This window comes from Streptomyces sp. NPDC050287 (assembly GCF_044459385.1).
Taxonomy (GTDB): Bacteria; Actinomycetota; Actinomycetes; order Streptomycetales; family Streptomycetaceae; genus Streptomyces.
In genome coordinates, this window is sequence record NZ_JBITIY010000002.1 from 950,193 (window position 1) to 970,982 (window position 20,790).

General features: G+C 70.0%; 23 protein-coding genes. 12 read left to right on the forward strand and 11 right to left on the reverse strand.

Annotation, left to right across the window (positions count from 1 at the left end; translation table 11 throughout):
- The first annotated feature begins 60 nt into the window (after window positions 1-60).
- Window positions 61-1,656 (forward strand): Na+/H+ antiporter, encoded by a 1,596-nt coding sequence (locus ACIBK3_RS09680; protein ID WP_399363616.1) that lies wholly within the window; start codon window positions 61-63, stop codon window positions 1,654-1,656.
- 89 nt (window positions 1,657-1,745) lie between these two features.
- Here ACIBK3_RS09680 and ACIBK3_RS09685 read toward each other — a convergent pair whose 3' ends face one another.
- Complete coding sequence (locus tag ACIBK3_RS09685) at window positions 1,746-2,639, reverse strand: 1-aminocyclopropane-1-carboxylate deaminase/D-cysteine desulfhydrase (protein ID WP_399363618.1); 894 nt, start codon at window positions 2,637-2,639, stop codon at window positions 1,746-1,748.
- A gap of 33 nt (window positions 2,640-2,672) precedes the next feature.
- Entirely contained in the window at window positions 2,673-3,263 is a 591-nt protein-coding gene (locus ACIBK3_RS09690) for an N-acetylmuramoyl-L-alanine amidase (protein WP_399363620.1), read from the reverse strand.
- A 376-nt stretch (window positions 3,264-3,639) separates the two neighbouring features.
- On the opposite strand from ACIBK3_RS09690, the gene ACIBK3_RS09695 reads away from it, so the two are divergent.
- The 3 genes from ACIBK3_RS09695 to ACIBK3_RS09705 all read left to right on the forward strand — a co-directional run bounded on the left by ACIBK3_RS09695 (window position 3,640) and on the right by ACIBK3_RS09705 (window position 7,135).
- Window positions 3,640-5,046, forward strand: coding sequence for a family 2B encapsulin nanocompartment shell protein (locus ACIBK3_RS09695; protein ID WP_399363622.1), 1,407 nt, complete (start codon window positions 3,640-3,642; stop codon window positions 5,044-5,046).
- Between the two features lie 112 nt (window positions 5,047-5,158).
- A complete protein-coding gene (locus ACIBK3_RS09700) occupies window positions 5,159-6,238 on the forward strand; it encodes a family 2 encapsulin nanocompartment cargo protein polyprenyl transferase (protein ID WP_399363624.1) in 1,080 nt (359 codons plus the stop codon).
- Window positions 6,239-6,529: 291 nt separating this feature from the next.
- Window positions 6,530-7,135, forward strand: a complete 606-nt coding sequence (locus ACIBK3_RS09705) for a GNAT family N-acetyltransferase (protein ID WP_399363626.1) — start codon at window positions 6,530-6,532, stop codon at window positions 7,133-7,135.
- Between the two features lie 51 nt (window positions 7,136-7,186).
- Here ACIBK3_RS09705 and ACIBK3_RS09710 read toward each other — a convergent pair whose 3' ends face one another.
- Window positions 7,187-7,777 (reverse strand): TetR/AcrR family transcriptional regulator, encoded by a 591-nt coding sequence (locus ACIBK3_RS09710; protein ID WP_399363628.1) that lies wholly within the window; start codon window positions 7,775-7,777, stop codon window positions 7,187-7,189.
- A gap of 132 nt (window positions 7,778-7,909) precedes the next feature.
- On the opposite strand from ACIBK3_RS09710, the gene ACIBK3_RS09715 reads away from it, so the two are divergent.
- A complete protein-coding gene (locus tag ACIBK3_RS09715) occupies window positions 7,910-8,494 on the forward strand; it encodes a dihydrofolate reductase family protein (RefSeq protein ID WP_399363630.1) in 585 nt (194 codons plus the stop codon).
- 26 nt (window positions 8,495-8,520) lie between these two features.
- Entirely contained in the window at window positions 8,521-8,733 is a 213-nt protein-coding gene (locus ACIBK3_RS09720; protein ID WP_399363631.1) for a hypothetical protein, read from the forward strand.
- 189 nt (window positions 8,734-8,922) lie between these two features.
- Here ACIBK3_RS09720 and ACIBK3_RS09725 read toward each other — a convergent pair whose 3' ends face one another.
- From ACIBK3_RS09725 to ACIBK3_RS09735, 3 genes are all read right to left on the reverse strand, one after another.
- On the reverse strand, window positions 8,923-9,669 hold the full coding sequence (locus ACIBK3_RS09725; RefSeq protein ID WP_399363633.1) for a VOC family protein: 747 nt from the start codon (window positions 9,667-9,669) through the stop codon (window positions 8,923-8,925).
- Between the two features lie 43 nt (window positions 9,670-9,712).
- Entirely contained in the window at window positions 9,713-10,123 is a 411-nt protein-coding gene (locus ACIBK3_RS09730) for a VOC family protein (protein WP_030681365.1), read from the reverse strand.
- Window positions 10,124-10,384: 261 nt separating this feature from the next.
- Window positions 10,385-10,798 (reverse strand): helix-turn-helix transcriptional regulator, encoded by a 414-nt coding sequence (locus ACIBK3_RS09735; RefSeq protein ID WP_399363636.1) that lies wholly within the window; start codon window positions 10,796-10,798, stop codon window positions 10,385-10,387.
- 102 nt (window positions 10,799-10,900) lie between these two features.
- Between ACIBK3_RS09735 and ACIBK3_RS09740 the strand changes: the two genes are divergently transcribed.
- Both ACIBK3_RS09740 and ACIBK3_RS09745 read left to right on the forward strand, forming a co-directional pair.
- Window positions 10,901-12,055, forward strand: a complete 1,155-nt coding sequence (locus ACIBK3_RS09740; protein ID WP_399363638.1) for an anion permease — start codon at window positions 10,901-10,903, stop codon at window positions 12,053-12,055.
- Window positions 12,056-12,144: 89 nt separating this feature from the next.
- Window positions 12,145-12,378 (forward strand): hypothetical protein, encoded by a 234-nt coding sequence (locus ACIBK3_RS09745; protein WP_399363640.1) that lies wholly within the window; start codon window positions 12,145-12,147, stop codon window positions 12,376-12,378.
- Between the two features lie 122 nt (window positions 12,379-12,500).
- On the opposite strand, the gene sodN is transcribed toward ACIBK3_RS09745, so the two are convergent.
- The gene (gene sodN / locus ACIBK3_RS09750; RefSeq protein WP_003992892.1) at window positions 12,501-12,896 is read right to left on the reverse strand and encodes a superoxide dismutase, Ni; all 396 of its coding nucleotides are present in this window, start codon (window positions 12,894-12,896) and stop codon (window positions 12,501-12,503) included.
- 145 nt (window positions 12,897-13,041) lie between these two features.
- Between sodN and sodX the strand changes: the two genes are divergently transcribed.
- Window positions 13,042-13,476 carry a nickel-type superoxide dismutase maturation protease gene (gene sodX / locus ACIBK3_RS09755; RefSeq protein WP_399363642.1) on the forward strand — a complete coding sequence of 145 codons (435 nt, stop codon included), beginning with the start codon at window positions 13,042-13,044 and terminating at the stop codon, window positions 13,474-13,476.
- Here sodX and ACIBK3_RS09760 read toward each other — a convergent pair.
- Entirely contained in the window at window positions 13,380-14,009 is a 630-nt protein-coding gene (locus tag ACIBK3_RS09760; protein WP_399363644.1) for a CGNR zinc finger domain-containing protein, read from the reverse strand. The two genes, sodX and ACIBK3_RS09760, sit on opposite strands and share 97 nt — an antisense overlap.
- A 101-nt stretch (window positions 14,010-14,110) precedes the next feature.
- Here ACIBK3_RS09760 and ACIBK3_RS09765 point away from each other — a divergent pair, with 101 nt between their 5' ends.
- Window positions 14,111-14,923, forward strand: coding sequence for a class I SAM-dependent methyltransferase (locus tag ACIBK3_RS09765; protein WP_399363646.1), 813 nt, complete (start codon window positions 14,111-14,113; stop codon window positions 14,921-14,923).
- Window positions 14,924-14,987: 64 nt separating this feature from the next.
- On the opposite strand, the gene ACIBK3_RS09770 is transcribed toward ACIBK3_RS09765, so the two are convergent.
- From ACIBK3_RS09770 to ACIBK3_RS09780, 3 genes are read right to left on the reverse strand one after another with little or no spacing between them, the layout of a single operon-like run.
- The gene (locus ACIBK3_RS09770; RefSeq protein WP_399364002.1) at window positions 14,988-15,740 is read right to left on the reverse strand and encodes an amino acid ABC transporter ATP-binding protein; all 753 of its coding nucleotides are present in this window, start codon (window positions 15,738-15,740) and stop codon (window positions 14,988-14,990) included.
- Window positions 15,741-15,790: 50 nt separating this feature from the next.
- A complete protein-coding gene (locus tag ACIBK3_RS09775; protein ID WP_399363648.1) occupies window positions 15,791-16,723 on the reverse strand; it encodes an amino acid ABC transporter permease in 933 nt (310 codons plus the stop codon).
- A gap of 35 nt (window positions 16,724-16,758) precedes the next feature.
- The gene (locus tag ACIBK3_RS09780; RefSeq protein ID WP_399363650.1) at window positions 16,759-17,715 is read right to left on the reverse strand and encodes an ABC transporter substrate-binding protein; all 957 of its coding nucleotides are present in this window, start codon (window positions 17,713-17,715) and stop codon (window positions 16,759-16,761) included.
- Window positions 17,716-18,297: 582 nt separating this feature from the next.
- Between ACIBK3_RS09780 and ACIBK3_RS09785 the strand changes: the two genes are divergently transcribed.
- The gene (locus tag ACIBK3_RS09785; protein ID WP_399363652.1) at window positions 18,298-19,521 is read left to right on the forward strand and encodes an NADP-dependent malic enzyme; all 1,224 of its coding nucleotides are present in this window, start codon (window positions 18,298-18,300) and stop codon (window positions 19,519-19,521) included.
- Window positions 19,522-19,745: 224 nt separating this feature from the next.
- Complete coding sequence (locus ACIBK3_RS09790; protein WP_399363654.1) at window positions 19,746-20,711, forward strand: zinc-binding dehydrogenase; 966 nt, start codon at window positions 19,746-19,748, stop codon at window positions 20,709-20,711.
- Window positions 20,712-20,790 lie beyond the last annotated feature (79 nt).

Sequence of the window (20,790 nt, forward strand, 5' to 3'; positions counted from 1 at the left end):
CGGGCGCATGAGGATGTACGGGGCCGGGTGCACCAGGACGGACGAGGGCGGGCGAGAAGCATGGACGTGATGCCACTGCTGTTGCTGGTGGCGGGCAGCGCGGCGGTCGCGGCGGCCGCCCGGCGGACCCCGGTGCCGGCGCCGCTGCTGCTGGTCGCGGTAGGCCTGCTGATCAGTTACGTCCCCGGAGTCCCCGGATACACCCTCGACCCGCACGTCGTCCTGCCGCTCGTGCTGCCCCCGCTGCTGTACACGGCGGCCACCGACAGCTCCTACCTCGACCTGCGCGCGCAGCTGAGGCCCGTGGCGCTGCTGTCCGTCGGATACGTCCTCTTCGCGACCTTCGCCGTCGGCTGGGCCGCCTATCTGATCGTGCCGGAGCTGCCGCTGACCGCCGCCCTGGTGCTGGGTGCGGTGGTGGCGCCGCCGGACGCGGTCGCGGCCACGGCGGTCGCACGCCGGGTCGGGCTGCCGTCCAGGATCACCACGATCCTGCAGGGCGAGTCCCTGGTGAACGACGCCACCGCGATCACCGCCTACCGGGTGGCCCTCGCGGCAGCCGTCGGTGAGGGTGCCACCTGGGCCGGCGGAATCGGTGAGTTCCTGCTCGCGGCGGTCGGCGGGGTCGGCTTCGGGCTGGTGCTCATGGTGCCCATCCACTGGATGCGCACCCACCTGAAGGAGGCGCTGCTGCAGAACACGCTCTCCCTGCTGATCCCGTTCGTCGCGTACGCGGCCGCCGAGCAGGTGCACGCCTCCGGTGTCCTCGCGGTCGTGACCGTGGCGCTCTATCTCGGCCACCGCGCGTGGGAGGTCGACTTCGCCACCCGCCTCCAGGAGGAGGCCGTCTGGAAGATGGTCGCGTTCGTTCTGGAGTCCGCGGTGTTCGCCCTGATCGGACTGCAACTGCCGGTGATCCTCACGGGCCTCGGGGAATACGAGGGGGGACGCGCCGCCCTGTACGCGGTCGCGCTCTTCCTCGTGGTCGTAGCCTCCCGCTTCATGTGGGTGTATCCGGCGACGTTCCTGCCCCGACGGCTGTCGGCGCGGATCCGGGAACGCGAAGCCACCCCCACCTGGAAGGGGCCGTTCGTGATCGCCTGGGCGGGCATGCGGGGCGTGGTCTCCCTGGCCATCGCCTTCTCCATCCCGCTGACCGTGCACGGCGGCGAACCGTTCCCGGATCGCAACCTCATACTGTTCCTGACCTTCACCACGGTCATCGGCACGCTGGTCCTGCAGGGGTTGACCCTGCCCCCGCTGATCCGCCTGCTGAAGCTTCCCGGCCGGGACGCGCAGGCCGAGACGCTCGCGGAGGCCAACGCCCAGGCGCAGGCCTCCCGGATCGCCGAGCAGCGCCTGGACGAGCTCCTCTCCGACGAGCGCAACGAGCTCCCGGGCCCTCTGGCGGACCGCCTGCGCTCTGTCCTGGAGCGCCGCCGCAACGCCGTGTGGGAACGCCTCGGCCAGGTCAACCCGCTCACCGGCGAGAGCGTCGACGACACCTACCGGCGGCTGTCCCGGGAGATGATCAGCGCCGAACGCGCGGTCTTCGTCAGGCTCCGCGACGGCCGCTACATCGACGACGAGATGCTGCGCACCCTGCTGCGCCGACTGGACCTGGAGGAGGCGGCGGCCTACCGGGAGGCGGTTTAGCGAGGTGGGGGAGCGACGCAGGAGGGCTACGGCAGGGGCGCGGGGGCTTACGGGAGAGACGCGAGGCCTTACGGGAGAGACGCGAGGCCTTACGGGAAGGGTCGGCCGGTGACGACGGCCGCGATCGTCGTCCCACGCGCGAAGGCGCCTTCTGCTGCCAGGGCGACCAGTCCATACAGCAATTTGGCGACATAGAGGCGCTCGACCGGGAGTCCGTGGCGGTCCTCGAAGTCGGCGGCGAAGTCGTCGAGCTCGGGAGTGGTGCGGGCGTAACCGCCGAAGTGGAAGCGCTCGTCGAGCCGCCAGGTGCCGCGTGGGCCGTCGAAGGCGCGGGCCTGGAGTGCCTGTATCCCGGCCGTCAGAAACCCGCCCCGTAGGACGGGGACGCCCAGAGCGCGCTGGTCCGGGGCCAGCCCGGCGGCCAGGCCCGCGAGGGTCCCGCCGGTGCCGCAGGCGAGCGCGACGACATCGGCCTGCCCGCGCAGTTCCTCCCCGAGGGCATGACAGCCGCGGACGGCGAGGGCGTTGCTGCCGCCCTCCGGGACGACGTATGCGCCCTCGGCGCCCGCGGCGCGCAGCACCGCGGTCAGCGTCTCCGGATCGGCCGCGAGGCGATACGTCGATCTGTCGACGAAGTGCAGCCGCATGCCGTCGGCCGTGCACCGGCCCAGCGACGGGTTCAGCGGCCGGTCGGCCAGTTCCTGGCCGCGGACCACGCCGACCGTGGGCAGGCCGAGCAGCCGGCCCGCGGCGGCCGTGGCACGCAGGTGGTTGGAGTACGCGCCGCCGAAGGTGACGACGGTACGGCCGGCCGCGGCGGCGAGGTTCGGCGCCAGCTTGCGCCACTTGTTGCCGATGAGCTCCGGGTGGATCAGGTCGTCACGCTTGAGGAGGAGACGGATGCCGCGTCCGGCGAAGCGGTCGTCCTCGATCTCCTGCAGGGGGGAGGGGAGCCGGGGGCGCAGGGCGGCGAGGCTGGTCACGGATCCATTGTCACCGCCGGGCGGGGGCGTCGGTCACTTCAGGCGGTCCCTGATCCGCTGCCGCATCGACGCCATCGTGAAGCCCCGGGGGTCCACCTTGCCGGGCTGCCACTCCAGGTGTCCGATGACCGACCGTTCCGTCCAGCCGTGGTGGCGGCAGATCGCGGCGGCCGCCTTCTCGATCGCCTCCAGCTGGGCCGCCGGCCAGGGGTCCTGCCCGTCGCCGAGGTTCTCGCACTCGAAGCCGTAGAAGTGGCGGTTGCCGTCGGTGTTGGCCTCGTTGTCGTGCGGCAGACCCTTCTCGGCGATCACCGCGCGCAGGACGTCGTCGTCGCCGAGGCCCGCGTGGTTGGCGCGGCCGTAGCCGACGAGGTGGACCCTGCCGTCCTTGGTGATGACGCCGTGGCACAGCGGGCCGGGCAGGTCCGCGTAGCCGTCGCGGCACAGCTTCACCGTCCGCGCGCTGCCCTTGGTCACCGTGTGATGGATCATCACGCCGTGTACGGGCCCCCAGGGGCCCTTGTGGTTGCGATTGTGATGCTCCCAGTCGCCCACCTCGACGACGGTGAGGCCCTCGGCCCTGAGACCTGCCAGGAAACTGCCCGCGGACATGGGTGAGGCCATGACCGGCTCCTTAGCGCTGCGCGCCGGCCGCCGTGCGCGGCCGTCTCGTACCGCTGCTTGTACCGGAAGCGCGCGGTCCGGACTACTTCTTCGCTCGGCGTGCGAGCCGATCCGGACAATGTCGTCCGGCTCGCAGGGACGGCTCGCTCAGGCCTCTCGTCAGGCCTCTCGCGCGGGCCCCCTGTCCGGACCGCCGCGTCGGCGGTGCCCGACCGTGCCCGACTGGACAAGAGCCTTCTGTGTGCCCAGCCCCTGATGATCCAATCCCGCTCTTTCGTGTAATAGCACCGGCACGCTCCGTGATGGAAGGCTGGTCCGGGCACATCGATGCGCGAGGCAGTCGCCTTCGCGCATGACCGCGGGAGGGCAATTCCTTATGTCGGTAGGCGAAGAGGTCCGCACCCAGCAGGACAGGCCGCAGCAGAGTCTCGGCACGGCGGCCGCGCGGAACCTGGCCACCACCACCAAGTCCGCACCCCAGATGCAGGAGATCAGCTCCCGCTGGCTGCTGCGCATGCTTCCCTGGGTGAACGTGCAGGGCGGCACGTACCGGGTGAACCGACGGCTGAGCTACGCCGTCGGGGACGGCCGGGTGACGTTCGTGAAGACCGGCGACCGGGTCGAGGTGATCCCCGCGGAGCTGGGCGAACTGCCCGCGCTGCGGTCGTACGAGGACGAGGAGGTGCTCACCGAGCTCGCCCGCCGCTGCGAGCAGCGGGAGTTCGAACCGGGAACCGTGATCGCCGAGTTCGGCAGCCCGACCGGCGAGGTCTTCCTGCTGGCGCACGGCAGGGTCGAGAAGGTCGGCACCGGGCCGTACGGCGACGACGCGGTCCTCGGGGTGCTCGCCGACGGCGCCTACTTCGGCGACCAGGCACTGCTCGACGCGGACGCCATCTGGGAGTACACGGCCCGCGCGGTCACCGCCTGCACGGTGCTGGTGCTGCCCCGCGACGCGGTCGAGCAGGTCGCGGAGCGTACCGAGTCGCTGCGCGCACACCTCCAGGAGCGGCGCTCCATCCCCGCGCAGCGCACCAACAAGTACGGCGAGAAGGAGATCGACCTCGCTGCCGGTCACGGCGGCGAGCCGGACATCCCGCACACCTTCGTCGACTACGAGGCCCGGCCCCGCGAGTACGAACTGAGCATCGTCCAGACCGTGCTGCGCATCCACTCCCGCGTGGCCGACCTCTACAACCAGCCGATGAACCAGACCGAGCAGCAGCTCCGGCTGACCGTCGAGGCGCTGAAGGAACGCCAGGAGCACGAGCTGGTCAACAACCGGGAGTTCGGGCTGCTGCACAACTGCGAGTACGACCAGCGGCTCCACCCGCACAACGGCGTGCCCGGCCCCGACGACCTGGACGAGCTGCTCAGCAGGCGCCGCGGCACCAAGCTGCTGCTCGCCCATCCGCGAGCGATCTCCGCGATCGGCCGTGAGCTCAACAAGCGCGGACTCGTCCCCGAGACCATCGAGGTGGCCGGCAACCGGATCCCGACCTGGCGGGGGGTGCCGATCTACCCCTGCAACAAGATCCCGGTCACCGATGCACGCACGACCTCGATCATCGCGATGCGTACCGGTGAGGCCGAGCAGGGCGTCATCGGCCTCCAGCAGGCGGGGATCCCGGACGAGATCGAGCCGAGCCTGTCCGTGCGTTTCATGGGCATCAATGAGCAGGCGATCATCAAGTACCTGGTGACCGCCTACTTCTCGGCGGCGGTGCTCGTGCCGGACGCGCTCGGTGTGCTGGAGAACGTCGAGATCGGCCGCTGGAGGTGACGTTCCGGCACGTGAGGGCCGTGTCTCCGGCCCGCGGGGCGGGTACGTCCCGGTCGTGCGTGCCCGGCCGCGGCGCGGGCGGCCGCGTCCGCGGACTCGCCGAGGGGCGCCCATGACCGAGTTCATGGCGGAGACGAAGCACCGCGCCACCGGGCCGCCTCCGCCGGCGGACGGGCACGAGGCAGGGGTGATCCTGGAGCGGGCCCGGGCCTCGGTCGACCCGCAGCTGCGCTCCGCGATCGATTCGCTGCCCGTCTCCATGCGCCGTGTCGCGCTCTACCACCTCGGCTGGGAACACGCGGACGGCACCCCGGCGGCGGACAACGCGGGCAAGGCGATCCGTCCCGCACTCGTCCTCACCGCGGCCGCCGCGCTCGGCGGACCGGAGGCGCGGGCCGACGCGGTGCGGGCGGCCGCCGCGGTGGAATTGGTCCACAACTTCACATTGCTGCACGACGACGTGATGGACCGGGACACCACCCGGCGCCACCGGCCCACCGCCTGGACCGTGTTCGGCGTCCCCGACGCGATCCTCGCCGGGGACGCGCTCCAGGCGCTGGCCCTCAGGCTGCTCGCCGAGGATCCGCATCCGGTCTCCGCGCGGGCCGCCGCCCGGCTCGCACACTGCGTCGTCGAACTGTGTGCGGGGCAGCACGCGGACACCGCCATGGAGGCGCTCGGCCCCCGTGACGTCACCCTCGACGAGGTGCTCGCCATGGCCGAGGCCAAGACGGGGGCGCTGCTCGGGTGCGCCTGCGCCCTCGGCGCGCTGTACGCGGGAGCGGAGGACGACGACGTCGAGGCGCTGGACGCGTTCGGCCGGGAGGCCGGGCTCGCCTTCCAGCTCATCGACGACGTGATCGGCATATGGGGCGACCCGCGCAGCACCGGCAAGCCGGCCGGCGCGGATCTCGCCGCCCGCAAGAAGTCACTGCCAGTGGTCGCCGCGCTCGCCTCCGGCACCCCGGAAGCCATCGAACTGGCTTCGTTGTACGAAGCCCCTTGTGCGGAGGAGGACCTGGACCGGACCGCGCTGGTCGTGGAGCGGGCGGGCGGACGCGACTGGGCGCAGGTCCAGGCCGCCGACCGGATGGCCCGCGCGATGCGGGAACTGTCCCGCGCGGTGTCCGACCCGGAAGCGGCGGGCGGCCTGCTCTCGCTGGCCGAGTTCGTGACCCGGCGCAGCAGCTGACGGAAGCCGGCGACAAACGTCACCGACAAATGTCATCAACGACCGTCACCAACGACTCACCGACGGGCGTCCACCAGGGGGGAGGGCGCCCAGGAGCCCGGAGTCCCCGCTGCCGTGCGGCTCCTGACCCCGCACTGCCGCGGGGCTCCGGCCCCGGCGGGTCCCGCACATCCCCACGGCGTGCGGGACCCGCCGCTTTCCGCCGCCTTCAGTCAGCGGGGCGATCGCGGACAGTCCGTATAGGCTCAACAGCCATAGCGGCACGATAAGTTGAAGTGAAGGGGCAGGGGCATGGGCGTGGCGATCCGGACGGCGGACGAGGGGGACCGGGAGCTGGTGGTCCGGCTGCTGGACGAGGCCTTCCAGGACGATCCGGTGAGCGGCTGGGTCTTCCCCGGTGAGGAGTACCGCCGTACGACGCACCACAAGTTGATGGCCGCGTTCACCGAGATCGTGCTCGCCGAGGGCCGCATCGATGTCACCGAGGACGGCACGGCGTGTGCGCTGTGGCTGTCCATGCCCGCCGACGACCACGGAGACGACCCGGCCGAGGACGACGGTCCCGCCCAGCTGCGAGCGGCCGTCGACCCGGACAACGAGCGCGTCGAGCTGATCGGCCGGCTCACCTCGCAGATCCACCCCTCGGGCCGGGCCCACGCCTACCTGTGGATGATCGGCGTGGCCCCCGGGCGCCAGGGCGAGGGTCTCGGCACCGCGCTCATCACCTCGGTCCTCGACCGCTGCGACCGCGAGGGACTGCCCGCATACCTGGAGGCCAGCAACGCCCGCAGCCGCACGTTGTACGAGCGCCTCGGCTTCCAAGTCCTGGGCCGCCCCCTCGACCTCCCGGACAGCGGCCCGCAGATGTGGCCGATGTGGCGCGAGCCCCAGCCATGAACCGGCCTGAACCGGCTTGAACCGGCTTGAACCGGCGGCAGGGCAGCGGTTCTAGCCCTCCGGTACGACCGTCGCGACGATCCGTTCCACCAGCCCGTCCGGGACGCTCACCCCGGACAGCACACCGTCCAGAACGCCCGGCAGGGTCAGGTGTTCCAGGATCAGCCCCAGCATCGCGAGATAGAGAACGGTGACGGTCTCGTCCCCGCCGGGCAGCCCCGCCTCGCGGTGGAACCGCATGCCGTACTCCAGGTCGCCGCGCACCGAGGTGGTGAAGGAGGCACGCAGTTCGGGACGGCGGGTGGCCTCCAGACGCATCTCCAGCAGTGCGAGATAGCCGGTGCGGTCGCGGGTCGCTCGGTCCATGAGGTCGTCCATGAAGGCGGTGACGAGCGAGCGGTCCCTCGGCCCCGCCAGCAGGGCGTTCATCACCTCGGGGTCGGGCGCGAGCCGCTCGTGCAGCCGGGCGTCGATCTGGCGCAGCAGGTCGTCCCGGCCGGTGAAGTAGTTCGAGGCCGTGCCCACCGGCACCCCGGCCTCCGCGTCCACCGCGCGGAACGTCAGCCCGCGCGCCCCCTCGTGCGCGAGCACCTCGATCCCCGCGTCGACCAGCGCGGCGCGGCGCTGCGGGTTGCCGGCCATCCGGAATCCCCTCTCCCAGTTGCTGTCGATGACGGAAATCCCCTTGCAACCACTACAAGTGAAGCACTACACATGAAGCACTACATCTGAAGTGGTTCATCGATGGACCGCAGCCTACGAAAAGAGACCGGATTGCGAAAGCTCACCTACTACATCGCCTGCTCGATCGACGGTTTCATCGGAGACGAGGCGGGTGACGCCTCGTACATGTACCCCTTCGTCGACGAGGAGTTCTTCGAGTTCCTCAGGGCCGAGTATCCCGAGACCCTCCCGACCCATGGCCGCCGCTCCCTCGGCATCGACGACCTGCCGAACAGGAAGTTCGACACCATCATCCAGGGCCGGGCCAGCTACGACGTGGCGCTGAAGGAGGGCATCACCAGCCCGTACGCCCATCTGCGCGAGTACGTCGCCTCCCGCACCCTGCAGGAGTCGCCCGACCCGCACGTCGAGATCATCGCGGACGACCTCGTCGGCAGGGTCCGTGAACTCAAGGCGGGGGACGGCGAGTTCGGCATCTACCTCTGCGGCGGGTCGAGGCTCGCGGGCGAGCTGCTCGACGAGATCGACGAACTCGTCATCAAGACCTACCCGGTCGTGCAGGGCTCGGGCATGCCGATGTTCGGGGCCGCGTTCGCGATCAGCGAGTTCGCGCTCGACGACGTACGCGCCTTCAAGAACGGCGTGCTGGTGCGCACGTACAGCAGGAAGCGCTGACGTCCCGGGCGCCCTACTCTGAAGGCATGGACAGCGATGCACATGCCTGTCCCGTCTGCGGACAGCCCGTCGACACGGTCGTGAGGCGTCACAAGACGCTCGGCGCGTGGGTACCGGTGTGGGTGGCCGGCCCATGCCGCAACCGCGAGTGCTCGGCGTACGCCGCAGAGGGCGCGGAGAGCGCCCGCGCCGACGCGCACGCCGACGCCGGCAAGAATCAACCGCCGAAGAAGCCCTGAGAACGTCCGGACAACCTCTCAGAAAAGTCCTGAGCCGTGTCGAGAGCCGCCGGCCGGCTCCGGCGTTCCCGGACCCGGCCCGCGGGTGCTCCCACCTGCCCGGTGGTGATCCGGCCCATCCTGGACCGTGCCGGGGACCTCAGGGCAGCGGGCGGAGCCCACCGTCGCCGGCGGCGATCGGCTGCATGGTCACCTGCGACCGGGCAGTCCACCCGTCTCCGGATCCCGGCCCGTCAGGCAGTACGTGCCGCCCGCCGGATCGCGCATCACCGTCCAGTGGCGGCCACGGGAGACCGCCGTCGCCCCGAGGCGTTCGTGCGCGGCCCGGGTCGCCTCGATGTCCGCGCAGGCCAGGTCGAGGTGGGCGGAGGCGGGCCGTTCCGCGCCGAGCCGTTGCAGGAGGATGCGGACCGGCAGCCCGGGACCGGGCTTGATCACATGGAACTCCGGCAGCGCGCCCGGCAGCGACTCCCAGTCGGACAGCAGGCCGCTCCAGAACGCGACTTCGGCGTCGTAGGACGAGGGCGCGAGGTCCAGGCACACCTGGTCGAGGCGGCTGCCGCGCACCACCGGCGGGCGGACCGACTCGCCGTGCCACGGCACCGCGCAGAACAACTGCCCGGCGGGGGAGCGCAGCACGACGAGCGTGCCGTGGTCGGCGACCGTGCTCGCGCCGAGGCGGTGCGCCGACGCGACGAACTCCGGTACGTCGGCCACGGCGAAGTCGAGATGGGCGCCGCCCTCGCCGTCCATCACCCCCTGGACCTTCACACAGGCGTCGGCGCCGTCCGCCAGCAGTGTCACGAATTCCCGCTGTTCTCCCCGGAGTTCGGACCGCCGGGTGTCCGTGACGGCGGTCCAGAAGTCACCGGCGCGACCGAACAGAGGGAGGGGGCGGTCGACGAAGGCGTAGGTCCACAGGACGGATCGGCTCATGGCGGTGATCGTAGAGCTCGACGGCCTGGGTGCCTCCGGAAATTCAGGCCCGCTCCAGGAACCGCAGCATGTTGCCCGCCGGGTCCCGGAACGCGCAGTCCCGCACCCCGTACGGCTGGTCCATCGGTTCCTGGAGGACCTCGGCGCCGGACTCCTCGACCCGGGAGAACAGGGCGTCGCAGTCGGCGGTGGTGAAGATGACCCCGCGCAGGATCCCCTTCGCCAGCAGCCGGGCCATCGCCTCCCGGTCGGCGGGCGAGGTGTCCGGGTTCGCGGCGGGCGGCTCCAGCACGATCTCCACGTCCGGCTGCAGCGGCGAGCCGACGGTCACCCAGCGCATCCCCTCGAACCCGACGTCGTTGCGGATCTCCAGGCCCAGTACGTCCCGGTAGAAGGCGATCGCCTTGTCATGGTCGTCGACGGCGATGAAGCACTGCTTGAGTTTCAGGTCCATATCCGCAGCCTAGGACGGCAGGGCCGGCTACGCCGCCCAGGACGTACCGGCCCAGAACGGCCTAGGGCCTGTTGCGAAAGTGGCCTCGTCGCCCGGAGGGCGGCCGCGCGGCGTCCGGTGCGTGCTCTGGGGGTCCCCCCGGCCGAAGGCTGGGGGAGTGCCGCCCGGAAGCCCTCGTACTGGGCGTACTCGGGCTTTCGGGCGGTGCGGCGAGAGTGCGTGCCGGGCGTCGCGCGGCAGAGGCCACTTTCGCAACAGGCCCTAGGCTCCCGACGGCCGCCGCGCCGCTCGTCTCGGCCGGGTGTACGTCCGGGCCACGCACGCCGGGATCACCGCGCCCGCCTCGTGCGAACGGGCCCGGTAGGCGCTCGGAGTCTCACCGACCAGTTCGGTGAAGCGGGAGCTGAAGGAGCCCAGCGAGGTGCAGCCGACCGCCAGGCACACCTCGGTCACGCTGAGGTCCCCGCGGCGCAGCAGGGCCTTGGCGCGTTCGATCCGGCGGGTCATGAGATAGCCGTAGGGGGTCTGGCCGAACGCCTCGCGGAAGCTGCGCTGGAAGTGGCCGGGGGACATCAGGGCGGTGCGGGCGAGGGCGGCGACGTCGAGCGGCTCGGCGTACTCACGGTTGATGCGGTCGCGGGCCTGCCGCAGCCGGACGAGGTCTTCGAGGGTCACGCCCCCAGGATCACACGGCCTCCATCACTTGTGCGCGCCGTCCTGGAACAGGCTTTCCCTCCAGTTCTCCGGGGATTGACCTGACCTTGCTTGCCTTGGGCAATGGACCACATCACGTTCCTGGTGGCCGTCGTCATCGTCACGGCGCTCGCCTTCGACTTCACCAACGGCTTCCACGACACGGCGAACGCGATGGCCACGTCCATCGCCACGGGGGCGCTCACACCGAGAACCGCCGTGCTCATCAGCGGGGTCCTCAACGTGGTCGGCGCCTTCCTGTCCACCGAGGTCGCCAAGACGATCTCCGGCGGCATCGTGGACGACACCCTGGTCTCCCCGGGAATGATCTTCGCGGGCCTGGTCGGGGCGATCCTGTGGAATCTGCTGACCTGGCTGGTCGGCCTGCCGTCCAGTTCGTCGCACGCGCTGTTCGGCGGGCTGATCGGGGCGGTCTGGGTCGGCGCCGGCTCCCATGGCGTGCACTTCGACAAGGTGGTCGAGAAGGTGCTGATCCCGGCGGTGGCCTCACCGCTGGTCGCCGGGGTCGCGGCGCTGATCGCCACCTACCTCGCCTACAAACTCACCGCCCGGGCCCGCAAGGAGTCGGTGACCAAGGGCTTCCGGCTCGGGCAGATCGCCTCGGCCTCGCTGGTCTCCCTCGCGCACGGCACGAACGACGCGCAGAAGACCATGGGCGTCATCACCCTCACCCTCATCTCGGCGGGCGCGCTCGGCCACGACGCCGGCCCGCCGGTGTGGGTGATCGCGTCGGCGGGGCTCGCCATCGGTCTGGGCACGTACCTGGGCGGCTGGCGGATCATCCGCACCATGGGCAAGGGCCTGACGGAGATCCAGTCGCCGCAGGGCTTCGCCGCGGAGACCGCCTCCACGACCGTCATCCTGACCTCCGCCCACCTCGGCTTCGCCCTGTCCACCACCCAGGTCGCCTCGGGCAGCATCCTCGGCGCGGGCCTCGGCCGGCGGCTGGCGGAGGTGCGCTGGGGTATCGCGGGCCGGATGGTGCTCGCCTGGCTGATCACGCTGCCCGCGGCCGCGCTGGCCGGCGGGGTCTCCGCGAGCGCGGTCAAGCACGGCGGGAACGTCGGCACGGTGGTCGTCGCCATGGTCGGCGCGGCCGTCGCCGCCGGCATCGTGCTCCTCTCGCGGCGCAACCCGGTGCACGCGGACAACGTCAACGACGCCCACGAGGTCGCCATCCGCGCCACCACACCGGCCGACGTCGGCACGGTGGCCTGAGCAGTGGCCCGACCCATCGCCCCAGCACTCGTCCCAGCAGTCGCCCGAGTAGCCATCCGAGTAGCCGTCCGAGTCACGGGAGTTCACACATGAGTCTCGACTGGAACGCACTGGGCCAGGTCACCGCGGTCAGCATCGGCGTCACCGTCGCCGTGGTCGCCGTCTTCGCCCTCGGCATCCTCGGCCTCGCCCGTTTCGAGGGCGCCCGCGAGGAGCACGGCACCACCCACACCGCGAGTCTCGCCCAGGCCGCCCTGTGCTTCACCGCGTGCGCGGCGGTGGTGGCGTACGGGATCTATCTGATCGTGCCGCGGTTCCACTGACGTGCACCCTGCGCGGACACGGCGAAGGGGCCCGGCCGGAGCATGTCCGGTCGAGCCCCTTCGGGTGCCCGCTGACCTGCGATGGTGCACCGATCGCCGGTCCGGGAGGCCGACTTGGGTGGTCAGGCCTTCTTGGTCTCCCAGAAGATCTTGTCGATCTGGGCGATGTAGTCCAGGGCCTTCTGGCCCGTGGCGGGGTCGGTCGAACCCTTGGCGGCCGAGAGGGCCTTCAGGGTGTCGTTGACCAGCTGGTGCAGCTCCGGGTACTTCTCGAAGTGCGGGGGCTTGAAGTAGTCGCTCCACAGCACGGAGACGTGGTGCTTCGCCAGCTCGGCACGCTGCTCCTTGATGACGGTGGCGCGTGCCTGGAAGTGCGGGTCGTCGTTGCCGGCCATCTTTTCCTGGACAGCCTTGACCGACTCCGCCTCGATGCGGGCCTGGGCAGGGTCGTACACGCCGCAGGGCAGGTCGCAGTGGGCGCTGACCTTGACCTTGGGGGCGAACAGGCGGGAAAGCATGAAGCATTCCTTCCTCGTGATCGTCTTCTCAGGTGCGACATTACTCCCCGGGGGAGGGGTTTTCGCGGGTGCCCCCATGGGCTTAGGACAAAAGTCCGGGGTCAGACTGAGACTGGTGGAGGATGGACCGGGGAGGTGCTGGGTGATGCCGGAACTGTCGCAGGAGACCGAGCGCAGAGGTGCCGTACTGCCGTTCGGGCTGGCCGAGGTGACCGGGCCGTCGATGGTGCCCACCCTTCGCCACGGGGACCAGCTCGTGGTGCGGTGGGGCGCCCGGATCAGGCCGGGTGACGTGGTCGTCCTGCGCCATCCGTTCCAGCAGGACCTGCTGGTCGTGAAGCGGGCCGTGGAGCGGCGTGAGGTGGGCTGGTGGGTGCTCGGCGACAATCCGTACGCCGGCGGTGACAGCACCGACTACGGCACAGTGCCGGACGAGTTGGTCCTGGGCAGGGTCCGCTTCCGCTACCGGCCGCCGAAGCCGGATCAGCGTTCGCCGTTCGCCGCGCTGCGCTGGGCGCTGTCGGCCGCCAGGCCCGTGCTGTCCGACCGGTCCGCCTCCAGGCGTTTGCGGGCCCGGTAGGCCGCCACGTTGGCGCGGGTGGCGCAGCGGTCGGAGCAGTAGCGCCGGGAGCGGTTGGTGGACGTGTCCAGGTAGGCGTTGCGGCACGGGGCCGCCTCGCACAGGCCCAAGCGGTCGACGCCGTACTCCGTGAGGTGGAAGGCCAGGCCCATCGCCGCTATGGCCGCGTAGCCGGCGGTCGCGTTGGACGGGTGGTCCGCCAGGTGCATGTGCCACAGCGGGCGGCCCTCGTCGTCCCGGTAGTCGTGACCGGAGATCTGCGGGCTCACCGGGAACTCCAGCAGCAGTGAGTTCAGCAGGTCCACCGCGAGGGTCTCGTCGCCGGTGTCCGCCGCCTCGAAGACCGCGCGCAGGCGGGCCCGCACCCCCCGGAACCGGGTGACGTCCGCGTCCGTGGCGCGCCGGGCCACCCCCTCGTTCCCGCCGAAGAGGCCGTGGATCGCCTCGACCGAGGTCAGCGTGTCCCTGCCCCGGGTCGGTTCCTCGCTGTTGACGAGACGTACGGCGTAATCCGAGTAATAGGCCAGTTCCACTTGTAGTCCTTACGGAGGCGCTCTATGGTCGTGGTGCGGTCGAGGTAACAGCCGGTCGTGGTTCCAGGGTATTACGTGGCGGTACGCGACGGAGGGGATCGATGACGGACACGCACGCGGGCACGGACAAGCGCACGGGCACGGATGCGGAGACGGGCAACACGACGGCCGGCGCCGACTGGTCGGCCTGGCAGGAGAGCTGGGACCGGCAGCAGGAGTGGTACATGCCGGACCGGGAGGAGCGCTTCCGGGTCATGCTCGACATGGTCGAGGCCTTCGTCGGCACCGCCCCGCGCGTCCTGGACCTCGCGTGCGGCACGGGAAGCATCACCGCCCGGCTCCTCGCCCGCTTCCCCGAGGCCACCAGTACCGGCGTCGACCTCGACCCGGCACTCCTCGCCATCGCCGAGGGCACCTTCGCGGGCGACGAGCGGGTCTGCTTCGTCACCGCCGACCTCAAGGACCCGCACTGGCGCACGAAGCTGCCGTACGACTCGTACGACGCCGTCCTGACCGCCACGGCCCTGCACTGGCTGCACAGCGAACCCCTCGCGGCCCTCTACGGTCAGGTCGCGGAACTCGTCCGCGACGGCGGTGTCTTCATGAACGCCGACCACATGATCGACGAGTCCACGCCCCGGATCAACGCGGCCGAGCAGGCCCAGCGGCGCGCCCGCAGGGAACAGGCCAAGCGGGACGGTGCCCTGGACTGGGCGGACTGGTGGCAACTGGCCGCCAAGGACCCGGTCCTCGCCGAACCCACCGCCCGGCGCTTCGAGATCTACGGCGAGCACGCGGACGGCGACACACCCTCCGCGGCCTGGCACGCGCGCGTGCTGCGCGAGAAGGGCTTCGGCGAGGTACGCCCGGTGTGGTGCTCGCCGACGGACGCGTTGGTGCTGGCGCTGAAGTAACGCCGGAGCGCGCGAAAGGGGCGGTACGGGAGTCCCGTACCGCCCCTTGTCCGTCCGGCTGTCGCTAGAGCACCTTCGACAGGAACGACTGCGTGCGCTCGTGCTGAGGGTTCGTCAGGACGTCGCGCGGGTGCCCGGACTCGACCACCACGCCGTCGTCCATGAAGACCAGGCTGTCGCCCACCTCACGGGCGAAGCCCATCTCGTGGGTGACGACGATCATCGTCATGCCGGACTCGGCGAGGTCCCGCATGACGTCCAGGACGTCGCCGACCAACTCCGGGTCGAGGGCCGAGGTCGGCTCGTCGAAGAGCATCAGCTTCGGGTCCATGGCGAGGGCCCGGGCGATCGCCACGCGCTGCTGCTGGCCGCCCGAGAGTTGCGAGGGGTAGCTCCCGGCTTTGTCGGCCAGGCCCACTCGCTCCAGGAGCTGCGTCGCACGCTCCCTGGCCTGGGCCTTGTTGGTGCCCTTGACCTGGATCGGTGCCTCGATGATGTTCTCCGCCGCCGTCATGTGCGGGAACAGGTTGAAGCGCTGGAAGACCATGCCGATGTCCCGGCGCTTCAGGGCGACCTCGCTGTCCTTGAGCTCGTACAGCTTGTCCCCCTTCTGGCGATATCCGACCAGCTCCCCATCCACGTAGAGCCGCCCGGAATTGATCTTCTCCAGGTGGTTGATGCAGCGGAGGAAGGTCGACTTTCCGGAGCCGGAGGGGCCGATGAGGCAGAACACCTCGCCGGAGTTGACCTCGAGGTCGATGCCCTTGAGCACTTCGACGGGACCGAAGGACTTGTGGACGCCCTCGGCCTTGACCATGGCGGTGGACGTGTCGCGCGGGGCGGCGTCCGTCTTGCTCAGCTTGTCGGTCATGCGCCCACGGCTCCCTTCGGCCGGCCCAGCGACAGCACGTTGGCCTTCACCTTCTGCAGCGGTGTCGGCGGCAGCTGGCGGCTGGAACCGCGCGCGTAGTACCGCTCGATGTAGTACTGGCCCACGCTCAGGACCGACGTCATGATCAGGTACCAGGCCGCCGCGAGGAAGTACATCTCCACCGGGGCACCGGAGTTCTGGCCGATGTCCTGGGCGTAGCGGAAGAGCTCCGGGTACTGGACGGCCGCCACGAGCGAGGTCGTCTTCAGCATGTTGATCACTTCGTTGCCGGTCGGCGGCACAATCACGCGCATCGCCTGCGGGATGACGATCCGGCGCAGCGTCTTGCCGTGGCTCATGCCCAGCGCGTGGGCTGCCTCGGTCTGGCCCTCGTCGACGGCGAGCAGACCGGCGCGGCAGATCTCCGCCATGTACGCGGCCTCGTTGAGACCGAGGCCGAGCAGCGCCGTCAGAAGCGGCGTCATGAAGTCCGACCAATAGTCCTTGTAGATCGGACCGAGGTTGATGTACTCGAAGACCAGGCCCAGGTTGAACCAGAGGAACAGCTGGACCAGGACCGGCGTGCCGCGGAAGAACCAGATGTAGAACCAGGAGATCGACGAGGTCACCGGGTTCTTCGACAGGCGCATCACCGCGAGGACGATGCCGCCCACGATGCCGATCAGCATCGACAGGACCGTCAGCAGGAGGGTCTTGCCGACGCCGGTCATGATCCGGTCGTCGAAGAAGTAGTCCGGAACGGCATGCCAGTTGATCTTGCCCTGGCCGAACGCGTAAATGATCGCGACGAGGATCGCGATGGCTATGACGGCGGTGACGTACCGCCCGTAGTGCCGGACCGGGATGGCCTTGATGGTCTCCGGTCCGGCCGAGGGGGTGCCCACCGTCTTGTCAATGTCAGCAGTCACGGGTGTTACCTCTCAGTGCCCGCTCGGATGCGCGGTCACTTGCCGCCGTTGATGGCGGACTCCTTGACGGCGCCGTCCTCCGCGCCCCACTTGTCGAGGATCTTCTGGTACTCGCCGCTCTTGATGATCGCGTTCATCGCCGCCTGCAGCGCGTCCCGCAGCTGGGTGTCCTCCTTGGAGACCGCGATGCCGTACGGGGCCGCTTCGACCTGGTCGCCGACGATCTGGAAGTCCTTGCCTCCACCGGACGTCTTCACCGCGTACGCGGCGACCGGGAAGTCCGAGGACGCCGCGTCCGCGCCGCCGGAGCGCAGACGGGTCTGAGCCTGCTGGTCGTCGTCGAAGGCCTCGATGGTGATCTTCTTGCCGCCCGCGCACTTCTTGGTCTCGGACTTGGCCAGGTCCTCCGAGACGGTGCCGCGCTCCACGGCAAGCTTCTTTCCGCACAGGTCGGACCAGGTGGTGATGCCACCCGTGTCGCCCTTACGCGTGTAGATCGAGACACCGGCGGTCAGGTAGTCGACGAAGTCGACACCCTCACCGACCTTCTTGCCCGTGTCGGGGTCGACGCCGTCCTGGCGGTTCTTGTTGTCGGTCATCGCGGACATGGCGATGTCGTAGCGGTTGGAGCGCAGACCGGTGAGCAGGGCGTCGAAAGTGCCGTTCTCGAATTGGAAGGTGACGCCGAGCTGCTTGCCCATCGCGGCCCCGAGTTCCGGGTCGATGCCGGCGACCTTGCCGGAGTCGTCCTTGAACTCGACGGGTGCGTACGCGATGTCAGAACCGACCTTGATGACGCCCTTGTCGCGGATCGCCTTCGGCAGCTTGGCCGCCAGTGGAGCCGAGCTCGCCGCCGAGCTGCTGCCCGAGTCCTTGTCCTTGGTCTGGTCACCGCAACCGGTGAGAATCAGCGCGCCTGCGACCGCGATCGCACCGACCGCTGCTAGCCGGGAGTGCGCGGCGGTCGGACGACGGGTGGAGCTTGCGGTCATGGTGGGTTCCTCCGGCGGATGGGTGGAGTTGCCGATGGGGCGGGCAGCCGCCGATGGGTTCGGCAGGTGCCTTGGACCCTGGCTTGGTCCTGGGTCGACGAGCGCACACGCCTTCGAGTGTCGCGACCTCGTGTGATGACGGCATCTTGCCATTCGGACGCAGGCAATCAGGGGACTACCCATGTCAAAATCGGATAACGGGCGATCCCCGAACCGCATCAGTTCGGTACATCTTGACCGCGCTGTGCGGCACTGTCCGGCACCATCTGCGGGAATCTGCGCCTCCGGCCGGAAGATCTTCGGCGGCTCCCGGCATGCGGACTGACGTGCGCCGTGGGATGTGATCTTGCAGGCCTTGTGCGGTATGGGGTCGTCCTCGGCGCTGTCCGTCGGGTAAGAAGGTTCTTTACACCCCTCATCCGGGGCTCAGGGCGCGTGTGCGGCGCGCCCGTCGCGTATGTGCCCGTACGTACCCCCGTACGCAGCATCACCGCAGCACCATCAGGGCCGTGCGCGGTGCCCGCCCACTTCTCAACCAGGAGTGGCCACCCTCAACCATGAAGACCTAAGGGGTAGAACAAAGTGGCAGCGGAGATCGTCAATCCTCGCAGCGACAGCAGTACGGACCAGGACGGTGGGGCAGAGCCCCTCGATTCCTTCGATCCGGCGTTCGCGCTGCACCGTGGCGGCAAGATGGCCGTGCGGGCCACCGTGCCCGTCCGCGACAAGGACGACCTGTCCCTGGCGTACACGCCCGGCGTGGCGAAGGTGTGCAGCGCCATCGCCGAGCAGCCGGAACTCGTCTACGACTACACCTGGAAGTCGTCCGTCGTCGCGGTCGTGACCGACGGTACGGCGGTGCTGGGCCTCGGTGACATCGGGCCCGAGGCCTCCCTCCCGGTGATGGAGGGCAAGGCGATCCTGTTCAAGCAGTTCGGTGGTGTCGACGCGGTGCCGATCGCGCTCGACTGCACGGGCGTGGACGAGATCGTGGAAACCGTGGTGCGGCTCGCGCCGTCGTTCGGTGGCGTGAACCTGGAGGACATCTCGGCGCCGCGGTGCTTCGAGATCGAGCGGAAGCTGCAGGAGCGGCTGGACATTCCGATCTTCCACGACGACCAGCACGGTACGGCGGTCGTCACGCTGGCGGCCCTGCGGAACGCCGCGCGGCTGACGGGGCGGGGCCTCGGGGATCTGCGGGCGGTGATCTCGGGTGCCGGCGCGGCCGGTGTCGCCATCGCGAAGATGCTGGTCGAAGCCGGGATCGGGGACGTCGCGGTCGCGGACCGCAAGGGAATCGTGTCGGAGGACCGGGACGATCTGACCCCTGTCAAGCGGGAACTGGCCTCCTTCACCAACAAGGCCGGGATCAGCGGGTCGCTGGAAGCGGCGCTGGAAGGTGCCGACGTCTTCATCGGGGTGTCCGGCGGTACGGTGCCGGAGCCGGCGGTTGCCTCGATGGCCCAGGGCGCGTTCGTCTTCGCCATGGCCAACCCCAATCCTGAGGTGCACCCCGAGGTCGCGCACAAGTACGCGGCCGTCGTGGCGACCGGGCGGTCGGACTTCCCGAACCAGATCAACAACGTGCTGGCGTTTCCGGGGATCTTCGCGGGAGCGTTGCAGGTGCGGGCGTCCCGGATCACCGAGGGCATGAAGCTCGCGGCGGCCGAGGCGCTGGCGGCGGTCGTGGGCGACGACCTCGCCGCGGATTACGTGATTCCGTCGCCGTTCGATGAGCGGGTGGCGCCGGCGGTCACGGCCGCAGTGGCCGCGGCGGCTCGGGCGGAAGGGGTTGCTCGCCGCTGAGCGTCCGGGCGTCCGGGCGTGTGTTTGAGTGGCCCCGTCTGTGGTTCGGGCGGGGGCACTTCTTTGCTCGGGGCTGGGATCTTCGGGTGGTGGTGCCTGCGGCGGCGGGGCGGGGGGCCTCGGAAGGGCGGACTACGAGGACTCACCCCCGGCTTTGACAAGAGGGCGTGTGTCACAGAGCTCCGTGGTTCCCCGTGGCCGCGGTGGAGCCTATCGTCAAGGTCATGTTCGCTGCCTACGCCGCCCGCATCGATCGCGATCAGCCCCTTTCCGGCCTGGAGGTGGGAGAGCGCCCCGCCCCCGAGGCGCGTGCCGGCTGGAGTGTCGTCAACGTCAAGGCCGCTTCCCTCAACCATCACGACCTGTGGTCCCTGCGGGGTGTCGGCCTCGCGGAGGACAAGCTGCCGATGATCCTCGGGTGTGACGCCGCCGGCGTCGACGAGGACGGCAACGAGGTCGTCCTGCACTCCGTCATCGGGCAGACCGGTCACGGTGTCGGTCCCGAGGAACCCCGCTCCATCCTCACCGAGCGCTACCAGGGCACATTCGCCGAACAGGTCGCCGTACCGGCCTGGAACATCGTGCCGAAGCCCAAGGAGCTGTCCTTCGAGGAGGCCGCCTGTCTGCCCACGGCCTGGCTGACGGCGTACCGGATGCTCTTCACCAACGCCGGCGTACGTCCCGGTGACTCCGTCCTCGTCCAGGGCGCCGGCGGCGGTGTCGCCACGGCCGCCATCGTGCTCGGCAAAGCCGCGGGGCTGCGGGTCTTCGCCACCAGCCGGGACGAGGCGAAGCGTAAGCGGGCCGTCGAGCTGGGGGCCGTCGAGGCACTGGAGTCGGGGGCGCGGCTGCCGCAGCGTGTGGACGCCGTGATCGAGACCGTCGGCGCGGCGACGTGGTCGCACTCGGTGAAGTCGCTGAAGCCGGGCGGGACGGTGGTGATCTCCGGTGCGACGAGCGGTGACCGGCCCTCGCATGCCGAGCTGACTCGGATCTTCTTCCTGGAGCTCAAGGTCGTGGGGTCGACGATGGGGTCCAAGGACGAGCTGGAGGATCTGCTTTCGTTCTGCGCCGCCACGGGAGTACGTCCTGTCATCGACCAGGTGCTTCCCCTGGACCGGGCCCGTGAGGGGTTCGAACGGCTCGAGTCCGGTGACCAGTTCGGGAAGATCGTCCTCACCGGGGACTAAGGGTTGGAGCTGCGGGAACGGTTCTGTCCCGCGTTTGCCTTTTTCTTGCGGCCGGTCCGGGTTTCGGGCCGGCCGTCGG

Coding starts and splice junctions, on each gene's coding strand:
- ACIBK3_RS09680 (WP_399363616.1), top strand. CDS start 61: ATGGACGTGATGCCACTGCTGTTGCTGGTGGCGGGCAGCGCGGCGGTC.
- ACIBK3_RS09690 (WP_399363620.1), bottom strand. CDS start 3,263: ATGGCCTCACCCATGTCCGCGGGCAGTTTCCTGGCAGGTCTCAGGGCC.
- ACIBK3_RS09695 (WP_399363622.1), top strand. CDS start 3,640: ATGTCGGTAGGCGAAGAGGTCCGCACCCAGCAGGACAGGCCGCAGCAG.
- ACIBK3_RS09700 (WP_399363624.1), top strand. CDS start 5,159: ATGACCGAGTTCATGGCGGAGACGAAGCACCGCGCCACCGGGCCGCCT.
- ACIBK3_RS09705 (WP_399363626.1), top strand. CDS start 6,530: ATGGGCGTGGCGATCCGGACGGCGGACGAGGGGGACCGGGAGCTGGTG.
- ACIBK3_RS09710 (WP_399363628.1), bottom strand. CDS start 7,777: ATGGCCGGCAACCCGCAGCGCCGCGCCGCGCTGGTCGACGCGGGGATC.
- ACIBK3_RS09720 (WP_399363631.1), top strand. CDS start 8,521: ATGGACAGCGATGCACATGCCTGTCCCGTCTGCGGACAGCCCGTCGAC.
- ACIBK3_RS09725 (WP_399363633.1), bottom strand. CDS start 9,669: ATGAGCCGATCCGTCCTGTGGACCTACGCCTTCGTCGACCGCCCCCTC.
- ACIBK3_RS09730 (WP_030681365.1), bottom strand. CDS start 10,123: ATGGACCTGAAACTCAAGCAGTGCTTCATCGCCGTCGACGACCATGAC.
- ACIBK3_RS09740 (WP_399363638.1), top strand. CDS start 10,901: ATGGACCACATCACGTTCCTGGTGGCCGTCGTCATCGTCACGGCGCTC.
- ACIBK3_RS09745 (WP_399363640.1), top strand. CDS start 12,145: ATGAGTCTCGACTGGAACGCACTGGGCCAGGTCACCGCGGTCAGCATC.
- sodN (WP_003992892.1), bottom strand. CDS start 12,896: ATGCTTTCCCGCCTGTTCGCCCCCAAGGTCAAGGTCAGCGCCCACTGC.
- sodX (WP_399363642.1), top strand. CDS start 13,042: ATGCCGGAACTGTCGCAGGAGACCGAGCGCAGAGGTGCCGTACTGCCG.
- ACIBK3_RS09765 (WP_399363646.1), top strand. CDS start 14,111: ATGACGGACACGCACGCGGGCACGGACAAGCGCACGGGCACGGATGCG.
- ACIBK3_RS09770 (WP_399364002.1), bottom strand. CDS start 15,740: ATGGTCAAGGCCGAGGGCGTCCACAAGTCCTTCGGTCCCGTCGAAGTG.
- ACIBK3_RS09780 (WP_399363650.1), bottom strand. CDS start 17,715: ATGACCGCAAGCTCCACCCGTCGTCCGACCGCCGCGCACTCCCGGCTA.
- ACIBK3_RS09790 (WP_399363654.1), top strand. CDS start 19,746: ATGTTCGCTGCCTACGCCGCCCGCATCGATCGCGATCAGCCCCTTTCC.